Source organism: Bacteroides sp. D55t1_190419_B8, assembly GCF_015558905.1.
Taxonomy (GTDB): domain Bacteria; phylum Bacteroidota; class Bacteroidia; order Bacteroidales; family Bacteroidaceae; genus Bacteroides; species Bacteroides vicugnae.
The window spans coordinates 88,110-102,647 of sequence record NZ_JADMOU010000002.1 but is presented as its reverse complement, the minus strand read 5'-3'; the positions used below and the strand labels follow the sequence as shown (position 1 = coordinate 102,647).

Below are 14,538 nucleotides of genomic sequence, written 5' to 3'. Positions count from 1 at the left end.
AATATTATATATAAAATGAAATATATCAATCAGCAATTCCCCATTTCTTATTCGGAACATTTCCCAACCATAATTCGAGTACCCCGCCTTGAGCAAAATCAATGTGCGGGATTTGATAAGAATCATATTCTTTGCCATTTAGACAGGTACGCTGTATATAACAATTCTCTGTCGAATTATTATAAGTTTTTATCCTGAACTCTTTACCTTTATAATAAACTGAATCCAATTTTATAATAACCTCGTCAAATACCGGGCTTGTTATATCGTAAGCCGGATCACGTTTTGCACCACCGTCCAAACTGAAAAGTCCGATTGCCATCAAGGTACTCACACCTCCCATCTGTCCTTGATCTTCATCGTGCCCGCCATATCCTTTATCCGGTGTTATTGCTCCATAGGCTTGTTCCTTCACACGACGTACCCAATATTGAGTCAACCAAGGCTTACCCGCATGAGTGAAAACATGTGCATTAGAACATCCCGGCTGATTGGCATAACTCACATATCCACCACCGTAACCATAAACAAAATCTGTTGATCTGGATTGCTCAAAAGCATTATTCAACATATAGCATAAACTATCGCTACCACCCATAAGCTCCGCCAATTTAGGTATATCATGAGATAACCCGAATGTAGCTTGCCAGGCATTAGCTTCCACATATCCCGCACCATTCAAAGGATCGGTATGCAGCCAGCTTCCATCTTTTCTTCTAGGTAGGATAAGATTTACTTGTTTATTAAAAGATTCCGTCCAACCTGTCGACCTTTTATGAAAATAGATATAATCTTTCCGTTTACCCATTTTAGCAGCCATTTCTGCTAAAGCCCAGTCTTCAAAGGCCCACTGAATCGTCAATCCCGCATTATCAGGGCAATATCCGTTTTGAATATAAAAATCAAGTTCGTTATCCATATCCAACGCCAGCATACCTCCCTTGGCATGGTTTCTTTTCATCGCTTCATAACCTGCCCTTGGCGACCACTTTTTGGTTATGCCCCTTTGATATGCACTAGTGATAAGTGATGTGGCAGGACACCCAGTCATAATATATGAATATCCTCCGGCACAAGGACCACGGGGCAATAAACCACCATTGACATCGTATTGTATCAAAGACGCTGCAAAATCATCCAATACGGAAGGATATGCAAGTCCCCACAAAGTATTCAGATTCCATTGGGTCAACCAAAATGCGTCTGAATTATACATGTGATGAATCGGCTTACCGCGACTGTCTTTCTTCAATTTCCCAACCGCCAGTTTTACATTTACCGTATGTGATCCTTGCCGTATTCCGCCTTTTGTATAATCCGGATATTCGCCATTATAATCATCCAGTTTATGACGTCCCAGCAAAGTGTGCCACAAGTCTGTATATAATTTGATTCTTTGAGCATTCGTCCCTCCTTTTACTTCGATTCTACCCAGCCATTGATTCCATTCATCTTGTGACTCCCGGCGAACTTGATTAAAATTCCAATGATCACAATCTTCTTTCAGATTCTCTTTCGCATTAGCAATACTTACATATGAAATTGCCATTTTAACATTTATCTGATCTCCCGCCCGGACTTCATATTTTGCACTGACTCCTGATGTGGGAGCATCATGATAACTCCATCCCGAACTTATCCGTGGCGTACTTTCTGTAGTTCCTTGAAACTCCTCAATATCAGAAAAATAGTCTTTATCAGCCCAACCGTCAAGAGAGTCAAAAGGCTTGTCAAAATGAGCTACAAAAAATATTCTCACAATATCCGGTCCGCCCCACAAACGTCCCTTTGTATCAAAATATCCGGTAATCTCATTATTGCCTGTTTTATACACTTTGGAATTAACCATAGTGGAAGTGCCAACATACCCTCCCAGATTAAACAATATATTTGCTGATGCATGTTCGGTATATGTCAACCTGTAAAAACTAACCCGGTCTGTTGCAGTTTGCTCCACCCACATATTATAATTCTCCAGATATAACCGGTGATAACCCGGTTGTACAATCTCTCCATCGTGTGTAAAGTGAGATTTCCAATGTTGTTCACCTAATGTCGGGTTCACATTTCCAGTGGTAGGCATGAGTGATAAACCGGACAACATCCAACAATGTATCTGGGGAAAACCGAGTATATCGGTAGAGTTATAATTATATCCCCCGCCATATTGATTTTTATTCCGGGTTAAAGGAGCAGCACCTATCATCCCGAATGGCTGACTCCCCGTGACAAAAAAGAAATATCTCCCTCTTGCCGACTCGATATAGGGATCTACCCACGACACATAATCAGAATAATCTTCAGGAGCCGGAAAAACCTCAATTTCTGATAAGCCGAGATTCACCCCATCTCCGTCAGTTACCTCAAAACGGATCCATTTTGTCTTTCTTGCAGAAAATTCAACTACTTTCGGGCTACCATTATTAGGTATTTGGCACACATTTATACAACTCCCATCACTAAAATGCAATATACCGCCTGCGATATGTGTTTTTTCATCGGGACGGTCATACAAAACAACCTTGTTAACACATACCGGATTATCCCAGTCTAATTGTATCCAGGGATAATCAATCTGCCCCCAAAACGTCATAGTGCTTTTAGAAGCCCATTCTCCTTTGTCCGGTACACGGATTATCCGGTCAGTAACATTAGATGCTTCATACGATTCATTTAATGTAGACGAGGCCGATACACGACTATCAGGCGCAATATTATATGGGGAAGCGGATACTAGGCTAAAAGACAATAAAGTAATTAAACTTGTTAACAGGTGGTATGGTTTCATCTGATTTCTATTAATTATTACATTAACAAATGTAGTATTCTCCAATGAGAAATATAGTGTTTCTCATTGGAGAATAAAAGTTTACCAACCCGTAGGTTGACTTATATTAGGATTAGAAGTATCTTCCTTCTGCGGAATCGGCCATGAATCAAACTTCGGGAATGTACAGCGACGTTCTTCAAGTTTAATAAACGATTGTGTGTCAGGATTCCATGCTCCATAAATAGGACCGTTCATTACATCATTTCCAATTCCCCAACGACGTATATCATCATAACGTTTGCCTTCGAAACAAAGTTCTACACGTCGTTCACGACGATATAATTCACGTACCTTTTCCTCTGAATTATAAACCGTTTGATCCATTTTTGGCATTCCACTACGAACACGAATAGCATCAATATATTCCTTTACTTTCGGATCATCCCAATCACCGGTTTCAACCAAACATTCAACATAATCCAATAATACTTCCGCATAACGGTAAATAACGAAATCAAGACTGCCTTGTCCATTGTTGCCACGATCATCTTCAGTCATAAATTTCTTCACCATATAACCGCTGCGAATACCATCGTTCCTGCCAATATAATCACCACAATCCGGATTGAAAGGACTAAATGTATAATTGGAGAGTCCTGTATTATCACCCGGTACAAAAACGCTGACATTCAAACGAGGATCTCTTGCTCCATGATACGGATCTTTTTCATAAGCCTCTCTTTCAGAAGTGGATAAAGACTGAATTGTTTGTCCATCTATCGTTTCATAAGTATCTATAAACGATTTCAATACATTCATTACTCCTTGTCCGCCAAAACTTCCCGACATACAACGGGAAAATATACCGCTCGAACCGCCTCCCTTATATAAAATGCGTTCTTTATTCTGTTTACCCACATATGTAAATAAGTCGCGGTAGTTCTTACCCGGATTATTGTCGGTAGCAGTAGAATAATACAACTCAAATTCTCCACTCTTTATCAATTCCCATGCAGCCGCTTTAGCTATATCATATCGTTTGAATTGGAGATTTACATCCATTTTCAAAGTCAGGGCAATAGAACGGGACATGCGGTCACGTCTTCCTTCATCCCAAATAAACGGGAGAGCTTCCGAATTGATTACTTCGTCCAACTCTGCATTAATTCTATCCAGACATTCATTAACCGGAGTGCGTGCCATATAAATCTCCGAAGGCAACAAAGCCTTGTCTACATACGGAATACCATCATTTCTACCATACCAGTTTAATAAACGAATATGATACCATGCCCGCCATACTTTCGCCTCCGCTTTCATACGGTCGCGTTCAGACTCATTCGTAAAATAGGCATTATCAATATTATCGAGCAATCGACAGCAATTGCGGATTTTACGGTAACATTGGTTCCAGGTGTAAAACTGATATTCCCATGGACCGGGATTATTATTGTCGGCCGGAGGCACTAAAGAACCATTTCCCAACTGCTGGATACGCACGTCAAAGTTTCCTGTAAAATAAACGTTGTCTGACGCTCCGTCCTGAAAAACCATACCTATCTCATCTCCACCCCAATCACCTCTCAACCACAACTTGCAAGTACCAAGTGCCGATTCACATTCCTGTTGTGTTTTCCAGAAATCATTATCTGTCGAAGCATTCGGTTTATCTCTCGTCAGAAAGTCTTCACAACTACTGAATAAGCCAATGAGTCCGGCCAGAAACAAACCTTTAAAAATTATTTTATTATATCGTTTCATAATATGTCTATATTTTAATGATTAGAAGTTCAAACTAAGACCTACAGAATAAGTTTTCACCAATGGATAAGAACCCATCTGACCGCGGTTTTCAGGATCAATCATGCTTTCTTTGGCAAAAGTAAACGGATTCTGGGCATTCAAATATACGCGGATGCTGGAAATACCTACTTTCTTCAGTGACATTTGGTCGAATGTGTATCCCACCTGAATGTATTTCACACGGCAGTAGCTTGCGTCAAAATGCCAGTAATCGGACGCATGATGATTATTACCGTAATCAGGAGACGGCGTCAGTCTCGGATAACGCGCGCCCGGATTCTCCGGCGTCCAATAATCTAATTGTGCTTTCATAGGCGTCAAACCGTCTCCTGTCAAGTTCAGCCCGTTAGAAAAAGGCGCACTATAATAGGCATCCACACCTGTCACTCCCTGGAATAGAACTTCAAAACTCCATTTCTTATAATTAAAAGAAAGGTTTGCAAAATAGTTCAGGTCAGGCTGGTCATTTCCACGTATTACGCGGTCGTCAGTAGTAATCTTATTATCAGGAGTACCGTCAGGACCGGAAACATCCAAATACTTGATGTCACCCGGTTGTTGTCCATCAAAAATAACTACTCCCTCTTTGGGTATCCATTTGCCTGAAGCATCTTTCGTAAAGTCACTTTCCTGCAATAAACCATCAGTAGGATAAACATAATAACTATTTAACGCATAACCTATTTGGTTGATTGTAGACCCGTTATCATAAGGTGCTCCAAACAAATCTATGATTTTATTTTTATTTTGAGACAGGCCACCATGAATACTGAAGCCAAAGTCTTTAAACTGTTTGTCGTAATTTGCACTAAATTCCCAACCTCTGTTACGTACTTTTCCAGAGTTAATAGCAGTTGCCCAAGTACCACCGATAGAAGAAATAGGAGGAGTAATAAGCATTCCTGAAGTCGTTTTTTCGTACCAGTCGAAAGTCAGGCTCAAATCTTTGAACAGGCGAATATCTGCACCGATATTCAGCATTTTCACCTTTTCCCAGGTAATTTCAGGGTTACCATATTCTTTTTCCTCCCCATTACCCATATCAATAAAAGTCTGATACTTATATAATCCGATATTTTCGTTTCCAAGTAAACCATAAGAAGCTCTCAACTTCAATTCATTGATTTCGTTCTTTAATGATTTCATGAATTTTTCTTCATGCACATTCCAACCTGCAGCAATAGAAGGAAATACTCCGAACTTTTCACCGTCTCCAAAACGTGAAGAACCGTCACGGCGCACAGTACCTTCAATAAGATAACGTCGATCATACGTATAGTTAGCTTTAGCAAACATGGAAATCATTGAATAACTGTCCCAACTGTTCTGATGAGTCAGCTCCTGATTGTAACCTCCTATGACAAACAGACGATGATCGCCTTTATCATACGTATATTCAGCAGTACCACCCAGATAATAATAGGTATCATGATCTCTATAATCTGAAAAATCTGCTCCCCAAGTATTCAGTAAAGCATCTGTATCATAATCAAAGAAATTATATGCTTCCCGTTTGCTCTTACCTCCGCGACTACTGATACGATAAGAATACTGACCTTTCAGTACCAGATTTGGCAATACTTCCCAACGAGGAGAAATATTCACACTGATATTATCCTCATAATCTTCACGTATTCCCGCACGATCGATATAAGCTGCCGGATTAGTCATATTAGGTCTGTTGCCATAATAAGTAAAATCACTACCTGCCTTTTTCGGATAACGAGTTACGGTATTGGGCGGTGTCTTATACATCCATTCAAACAATGACTTATCAGCAGCGTCTGTTTTCGGTTGCTTCCGGTTGGTACGGTAAGCATTGAAGTCCATGTTTACAGACAGGTTATCCCGCAAACTGACAGTGGTATTGGCACGGATATTCAAACGGTCAGAACTTGTATGCTCTGTCAATCCCTCATTCTGCATATAGTTTACACTCAAAGCGAAACGTGCCAGACTACCACCACCCGAAACGGCCACTGAATGGTTTTGTACATATCCTGTGCCAAATAAGAAATCTGCCCAGTCTGTATCCGGATATTTATAAGGATCGGTACCGGCAATTGTATTTTTGATTAACTCGCCATCATACAACTCATCACCGCCAATATTCTTTTGGGCAATATTAGCCATAGTCATATATTCTGCCGCATTCACGAAATCAGGAAGATAAGTTGCTTTCTGAACACCAAAGTAACCGTCATACGATACATTAATCTTTCCTACCGTACCTCGTTTAGTTTTTACTACAATCACACCATTGGCTGCACGTGCACCATAAATAGCGGCTGCGGCAGCATCCTTTAAAATAGTAACGCTTTCAATTGTATTCGGATCCAGTTGGTTCATATCCATTGGAATACCGTCAACCAGAACCAACGGGTCATTATTGGTGTGTAATGAAGAGATACCGCGAATCTTGATAGAAGCTCCGTCTCCTCCCGGCATACCGGAGCTTTGAGTAACCGTCAGACCTGTGACACCTCCCTGCAAAGATTGCGAAATAGAAGTGATAGGCTTGGAATTCAGATTTTTTGCAATATCTAATGTAGATACGGAGGATATTGAATTTAGTTTCTTTTCTTCCGAAAAACCGGTAATTATCACTTCATCCAATGCTTCAGAATCTTCGGATAAGGAGACACTCAAGTTACTGATAGCACGGGATACTACAAATTCATAAGGTCGGAACCCAAGATAAGTGAACACAATAACATCTCCTTTTTGAGCTTTAATGGAGAAATATCCGTTCGTGTCACTTATAGTACCAATCGTAGTACCTTTAATAAGAACATTAACACCTGCAATAGGAAGAGGCTGTACCGAGTTTTCAAGTATTTGTCCCTGGATAGTCCAGTTTCGCTCCTTCGTGTCATTAGCAACAGCAGATGTTGGTTCCAAAGCTAAAGACTTTGTTGGAGTTCCCAACAATAAACAGGCAAATAATAAAGAGATTACCGCCTTCGAGCTTCTTTTCATGTAGTTTGAATTTATAGGTAAAACAAAATTGTATTTAATGAATCTCATGTTTTTTATTAGATCTAATATTTATCTTTAAACGCAATGCAAATATACCCGATATGTAGCAAGTAATTGAGTTATGAACGCTGCAAAAAATAGAATATTTGATTCAAATATCGTCCAGGCTTCTTGCAGGACGTATTCTTTCTATTTTATGAATCATTTGTATAGAGCAGATAAAATCACGATGGACTAATTTTGTCCTATAATAAAAAAACAACTCCTATTTATATATTAATCATTTAATTATATTTGAGCCATGAAAATTAAAACCATTAGTTTTTCTCTAGCCATTATGATGATATCCCTTTCCGGATGTACGAATCTGGAAGCAAAGGATAAAGTTGAACTATGGTACGAACAACCCGCAAAAGAATGGATGAGTTCTGTACCAATAGGCAACGGACGTATCGGAGCGATGGTATTCGGAGGTATCGAAGAAGAAACCATCGCATTGAATGAATCAAGCATGTGGTCAGGACAATATGACGAGAATCAGGAAATTCCTTTCGGAAAAGAAAGAATGAATGAATTAAGAAAACTCTTTTTCGAAGGAAAAATACAAGAAGGAAATCAAATTGCTGGAGAATTTCTACATGGTAATGGACATTCTTTTGGTACACACCTTCCTATCGGTGACTTGAAACTCACTTTCAGTTATCCGGAAAATACAGTCAGTAACTACCGTCGTTCTCTCGACTTAGGTACAGCTATCAGTACAACCAATTATACAATAGGTGACGTTAATTACGTGCGCGAATGTTTTGCAACCAATCCGGACGACGTTCTTGTATTACGAATGTCCGCCAGTAAGAAGAAAGCTATTAATGCAAAACTATCATTAAGTATGCTGCGGGAATCTGAAATTTCAACCGATGGTAATCAATTGATTTTTGAAGGAACAGTTAATTTTCCCAAGCAAGGTCCCGGTGGTGTCAGCTTTCAAGGCCGTATTGCAATATCCGCGCCTAATGGAACACTACAAGCTGAAGATTCTTCCATATCAGTGAATGATGCTGATATGCTGACTATTGTAATAGATGTACGCACGAATTATAAGAATGACGCTTATAAATCTCTTTGCAAAGAAACTGTTGTAAAAGCAGAAAAGAAGACTTATGAAAAACTGAAGAAAACTCATCTCAACGATTATGCTCCTCTGTTCGACCGTGTTTCCCTACAACTGGGAACAGGAGAATATGCCGGTCTGCCAACTGACAAAAGATGGGAACAAGTAAAAAAAGGCGGATATGATCCCGGCCTTGATGTATTGCTTTTCCAATACGGACGCTATTTATTACTAGCCTCATCGCGAGAAAATTCACCTCTTCCAGCCGCCCTGCAAGGTTTCTTTAATGATAATTTAGCATGTAACATGGGATGGACAAATGATTATCACCTGGACATCAATACACAACAAAACTACTGGATTGCAAACGTAGGCAACCTGGCAGAGTGCCATCTTCCCCTTTTCAAATATATCGAAGATTTATCTGTTCATGGAGCGAAAACTGTTCAAAAGATATATGGATGCAAAGGATGGACAGCTCACACCACAGCCAATATATGGGGATACACAGCTCCTTCAGGAAGCATCCTGTGGGGATTATTTCCCACAGCAAGCAGTTGGATTGCCTCGCATCTCTGGACTCAATACGAATACACACGTGACAAAGATTATCTAGCGAAAACCGCTTACCCTCTGTTAAAAGGAAATGCAGAATTCCTTCTCGATTATATGGTTGAAGATCCCAATACAGGTTATATGGTAACAGGACCAAGCATTTCACCGGAAAATTCTTTCCTTTACGAAGGTAATAATTTATGTGCATCAATGATGCCCACCTGTGACCGTGTATTAGCTTATGAAATATTCAATGCTTGTATTCAATCAGCTCAAATCCTGAACATTGATAAGGAGTTCAGTGATAGTTTACAACAAGCCATCAAGAAATTCCCTCCCATCCGTCTGCGTGCTAACGGAGGTGTACGAGAATGGTTGGAAGATTATGACGAAGCACACCCTAATCATCGCCATACTTCACATTTACTGGCTCTTTATCCTTACGAACAGATTACCCTTGATAAAACTCCCGAACTCGCCGCAGGTGCACGCAAAACAATCGAAGACCGCCTAGCTGCGGAAGGTTGGGAAGACACGGAATGGAGTCGCGCCAATATGATTTGTTTCTATGCTCGACTGAAAGATACCAAACAAGCTTATCAAAGTGTCCTTACTCTTGAGAGTATATTCACACGTGAGAACCTGTTGAGCATTTCTCCTGCCGGTATTGCAGGAGCACCCTATGATATTTTTATTCTTGACGGAAATACAGCCGGAGCGGCCGGAATAGCAGAGATGCTGGTACAAGGACACGAAGGATATATTGAATTCCTACCCTGTCTGCCCGAACAATGGAACGTAGGAAATTATAAAGGCCTGTGTGTGAAAGGAGGAGCGGAAGTTTCAGCAGCCTGGAATCAGTCGTTGATTAACGAAGCAACTTTAAAAGCTACTGCTGACAATACATTTACAGTAAAAGTTCCACAAGGGAAAAATTACACTATCACGCTGAATAATAAACGAATCAACCCAGTGATAAACAACGGACTGATTACCGTATCCATGAAAGCTAAAGATATATTGAAATTCAAATAAGTAAACTTATGTACAGAATCATTATTTTCTTCCTTTTCCAAGTAAGTGTATTCAGCATATTGTCGGCACAAGAAACTATTTATGTGAAAGCGCAACCCAGTGATGCAACTCCACGCCTACAAAATGCCATAGAACAAGCACGTCATTTGAAAGGGAAGAAAGTAGTGATTCAACTTGAACAAGGAAACTATGATCTATACCGCAACAGTAGTTCCAAGCAAGTTTATTTTATATCCAACACTGCCTCTAAAGAAGAAAATCCCGACCCTACCAAACACATTGGCCTTTGGATAAAGGATATGAAAAACTTAATTATTGATGGTGGTGGCGCACATCTGATTACACACGGAGAAATGACTTCTTTTGTTATAGACAAAAGTGAAAATATAACACTCCGCAATTTTACTTTGAAAGCTGCCGATCCTTCGGTTACGGAAATGAAAGTTATTGATACAACAGCTTATACGGCAACTTTCAGAATTCACCCCAAAGACCGGTATGAAATTGCAGATAAACAGATAAAATGGATAGGAACAGAATGGAGTTTTACCGGTGGCATTGCCCAAACTTTTAATCTACATACCAATATAACAAACCGTTGTAATCTGCCTACCGACCATGTCGTTTCTCTTACCGACATCGGAAATCATCAGATACACGCAACATACGACAAGAAAATAACTTTATATCCGGGAGAAATATTTCAGATGCGGGATGCCATCCGAGATGAAGCATGTGGATTTATTCATTTGAGCAAAAACATTATACTTGAACATTTGAACCTGCATTTTCTAGGAAACTTTGGAATTGTCGGCCAATATTCCGAAAATCTGACTTACAAATATTTAAACTGTGAACCGGAGTATGGCAGTGGTCGTACCTGTGCCAGTTTTGCTGACTTTGTTCAAATGTCCGGATGCAAAGGAAAAATCCGTATCATCAACTCTCGTTTTGAAGGAGCACAAGATGATCCGATCAATGTACACGGAACTCATCTGAAAGTTATTGCTTACGAACCGGGAAATAAAATAGTAGTTCGTTTCATGCATCCTCAATCTTACGGATTTGAAGCTTTCTTTCCTGGAGATGAAGTTGAATTTACAGAAATACATTCATTACAATGTCTGCATAAAGCATCAGTACTCAAAGTGGAGAGAGTAAACGACTACGATTGTAAACTTACACTGAATGGTTCCGTTCCTTCTATCCTACCACAACAGGAGGTAGTAATAGAAAATATCACTTGGACACCGGAAGTAGAAATCCGCAATAACTATTTTGCCCGGACACCGACAAGAGGAATACTTGTTACGACACGCCGGAAAGTTATAATCGAAAATAACGTATTTTATCGTACACCAATGAGTGCTATTGCTATCTCAAATGATGCTCGCAGTTGGTATGAGTCAGGCCCCGTACATGATCTTACCATCCGAAACAACCATTTCATAGAATGTGGAAGTCCGGTTATCAATATTGCTCCCGAAAATAACCGTCCGAACGGAACTGTTCATAAAGGGATCCGTATCGAAAATAATCGTTTTACACTGACACTGAAAGATAAACAGGCAATCTATGCCCGTTGGACAGATAATATCCGAATTTCAGGAAACTATTTTGATGGGATTTACCCTATCTCCACAAAAGAATCTGTTTTATTGGAACATTGTACAAATGTGGAGAATGAGTAAAATTACCATAGGATTCCAACCAGTAAAATAGTTCTGTGCTGTATTACCTTATTAATTGGATTGTCCGGATGATAGATTTCCTTTCAGTTGTTTATTAGGATATTTCCCCATTACAAATTCCAATACTCCTCCTTGAGTTATTTCCTGATGAGTAATCCATAAACGGTTTATTTTCTTGCCATTCAAAGTTATAGATTGTATATATACATTTTCTTCCGAATTATTCCGGGCTATGACGGTAAAACGTTTTCCTTTATAATAACGATTGTCTAATTCAATCGTAGCTTTATTAACAAGCGGTGATGTGAGTTCATATGTATTATTTCCGGGACAAATAGGATGCATCCCCATCGCCGCCAATATGTACCAAGCAGACATTTGTCCCACATCTTCATTTCCACAAAGTCCGTTAACTGTGTTATTATAAGCATTGCGGCATATCTTCCGTGTCCAATATTGAGTAAGCCAAGGTTGTGAAGTATAATTCAACAAGAAAGGTACATGATGATTAGGTTCATTAGGATGATTGTAATAGTCTCCCCATTTAAAATCATCATCCGCCCCATTGAAGAATTCGATTAATTCCTCTTCAAAATATTTCTTTCCCATTAATTGTATCATACCTTCAATATCCTGCGGAACGAACCATCCTTGCTGATAGTTATTACTTTCTATACAACCCTGCCAATGTACTTTTTTCCCTTTCCAAGGCAACCATTCTTCTTTTGACAGGCGTGCTCTGAACCACTTTACACTGTCACACCATACATTACGGTAAGCCTTTGATTTCTTCAAATAAATATCTGCTTCCTGAACACGATTTTGAGAACGAAGCAAAGTACCGACACACCAGTCGGAATAAGCATACTCTAACGTTTTAGATAAATCTCCGGAATCATATCCGTCTTCATTATTGCCAAATGTCCGTACGGTGTTGATAGCATACTGAATGGATTTATCTACCGGATAATTTTGTATTCCTTTCTGATAAGCATCAGTCAAAACAGATACAGCCGGATTGCCTACCATACAGCCGGAGTAAGCATTCAGAAACTCCCACCGGGGATAATACCCCTTTCCACTTTTCTCCGCTATCTGTATCAATGAATTAATTTCATCATTCACTAAATCCGGATTAATTATCGTTTGCAAAGGAAACTGGCTGCGAAACACATCCCAACCACTAAAAATAGTCCGGTATGTAAACGTAGAAGTCTGATAAACTTTATTGTCAGCTCCTATATACTTTCCGTCTATATCCGAAAAACAACGCGGATCAATCATCGTGTGATACAACGCAGTGTAAAAAGTAGTCTTATCAGATTCGTTTCCCTCTATTTTTATCTTAGATAATGCATCATTCCACATCTTCCGCGTGCACACAGAAACTTTGTTGAAATCCCAATCCGGTATATCATGTTCCAAATTCTTTTGTGCGCCTTCTATACTGACAAAAGATATACCGCATTTCATCAGAACCTGTTCATCTTTCCTGGTTGGAAATTGAGTATAAAATCCCAAATGTTTACCTTCCATCACTTTTGCCTGTGGATGAATAACAGCATTTCTGACATACTGATAATAATTCTCGTCATCATTCGATTCATTCTTGCGAGAAATACCTTCGGGAATGTCCGCACTCCAAATACCAAAATCCACTAAAGGACGGCTGAACAAACAATAGAAATAAATGGTATAATTTGCCTGGCCTGCACCATTTCCCCAGCCACCGTTTTCGGGTGTGCATTTCATCCATCCCCGAATTATATGATTATCAACAACTTCCACAAATTGTTCGGTAGAAGTCCCCCCTATACGACGTGCCAAGTCAATCTGGATACGCGATTCTTCATGTTCGGGATAAGTGAAGCGTATCATTCCCGAACGCGGTGCAGCAGTCAATTCCACCTTGATATCGTAGTCATCAAGTTTCACTTCATATTTATCAATATGTGCCGACTCCGTTTCATGAGAAAATCTGGAACGATAGCCTTCATCCGGATTTTCCTCTGTTCCTTTAAAAGTATGAAGTTTACCGGTAGTCGGCATGACCAGAAAATTGCCCAAATCGCCATACCAACCAATGCCACTCATGTGAGTAAAGCTAAATCCCTCAATAGTTGTATGATGATAAGAATATCCCGACCCATTATCTCCACCGGTTTTCGTATCCGGACTTAACTGTACCAAACCGAAAGGGGTACATACACCCGGAAAAGTTTTGCCTAACCCAAGATCTGTATTTCCTATGTTATCCAAAGTCGTCGCGCCAATCATTGGGTTCACATAATCAACTAGTTCATGAGCATTAGATAAAAAAATACGAATCGAGAATAATAGTACTAATACAAGTCGGTTTATTGTTTTCATCATTCTATATTTAAAAGGTTGTTATAGTTATTTCATCATCTACATTCATTGAAATATGAATAAAATCATCTTGCCCTATTATTTATGTTTTCCATATTACAATTATTAATAGCACAAAGATAGAGAAGAAGTGATGTCTACTAAAACACAAATACGCCTATTACTGATACAAATGCGTCATCATTATCTCTTTTACATAATAGTTTGCCAAAAATTAAGGCTGT

Annotated in this window: 6 protein-coding genes; 2 read left to right on the top strand and 4 right to left on the bottom strand. The window is 39.5% G+C overall.

The window, feature by feature from the left end:
- Positions 1-25: 25 nt before the first annotated feature.
- From I2I13_RS02825 to I2I13_RS02815, 3 genes are all read right to left on the bottom strand, one after another.
- Entirely contained in the window at positions 26-2,788 is a 2,763-nt protein-coding gene (locus I2I13_RS02825; RefSeq protein WP_195648701.1) for a GH92 family glycosyl hydrolase, read from the bottom strand.
- A gap of 81 nt (positions 2,789-2,869) precedes the next feature.
- Positions 2,870-4,531: a RagB/SusD family nutrient uptake outer membrane protein gene (locus I2I13_RS02820; protein ID WP_195648700.1), complete on the bottom strand. Its 1,662-nt coding sequence runs from the start codon at positions 4,529-4,531 to the stop codon at positions 2,870-2,872.
- 21 nt (positions 4,532-4,552) lie between these two features.
- Positions 4,553-7,552 (bottom strand): TonB-dependent receptor, encoded by a 3,000-nt coding sequence (locus I2I13_RS02815; protein ID WP_195648699.1) that lies wholly within the window; start codon positions 7,550-7,552, stop codon positions 4,553-4,555.
- Between the two features lie 301 nt (positions 7,553-7,853).
- Here I2I13_RS02815 and I2I13_RS02810 point away from each other — a divergent pair, with 301 nt between their 5' ends.
- Together I2I13_RS02810 and I2I13_RS02805 are read left to right on the top strand one after the other, a co-directional pair.
- Positions 7,854-10,253, top strand: coding sequence for a glycoside hydrolase N-terminal domain-containing protein (locus I2I13_RS02810; RefSeq protein WP_195648698.1), 2,400 nt, complete (start codon positions 7,854-7,856; stop codon positions 10,251-10,253).
- An 8-nt stretch (positions 10,254-10,261) separates the two neighbouring features.
- Positions 10,262-11,944 (top strand): right-handed parallel beta-helix repeat-containing protein, encoded by a 1,683-nt coding sequence (locus tag I2I13_RS02805; protein WP_195648697.1) that lies wholly within the window; start codon positions 10,262-10,264, stop codon positions 11,942-11,944.
- A 51-nt stretch (positions 11,945-11,995) separates the two neighbouring features.
- Here the strand turns inward: I2I13_RS02805 and I2I13_RS02800 are convergent, their stop codons facing one another.
- The gene (locus tag I2I13_RS02800; protein ID WP_195648696.1) at positions 11,996-14,317 is read right to left on the bottom strand and encodes a GH92 family glycosyl hydrolase; all 2,322 of its coding nucleotides are present in this window, start codon (positions 14,315-14,317) and stop codon (positions 11,996-11,998) included.
- Between the last annotated feature and the right edge of the window lie 221 nt (positions 14,318-14,538).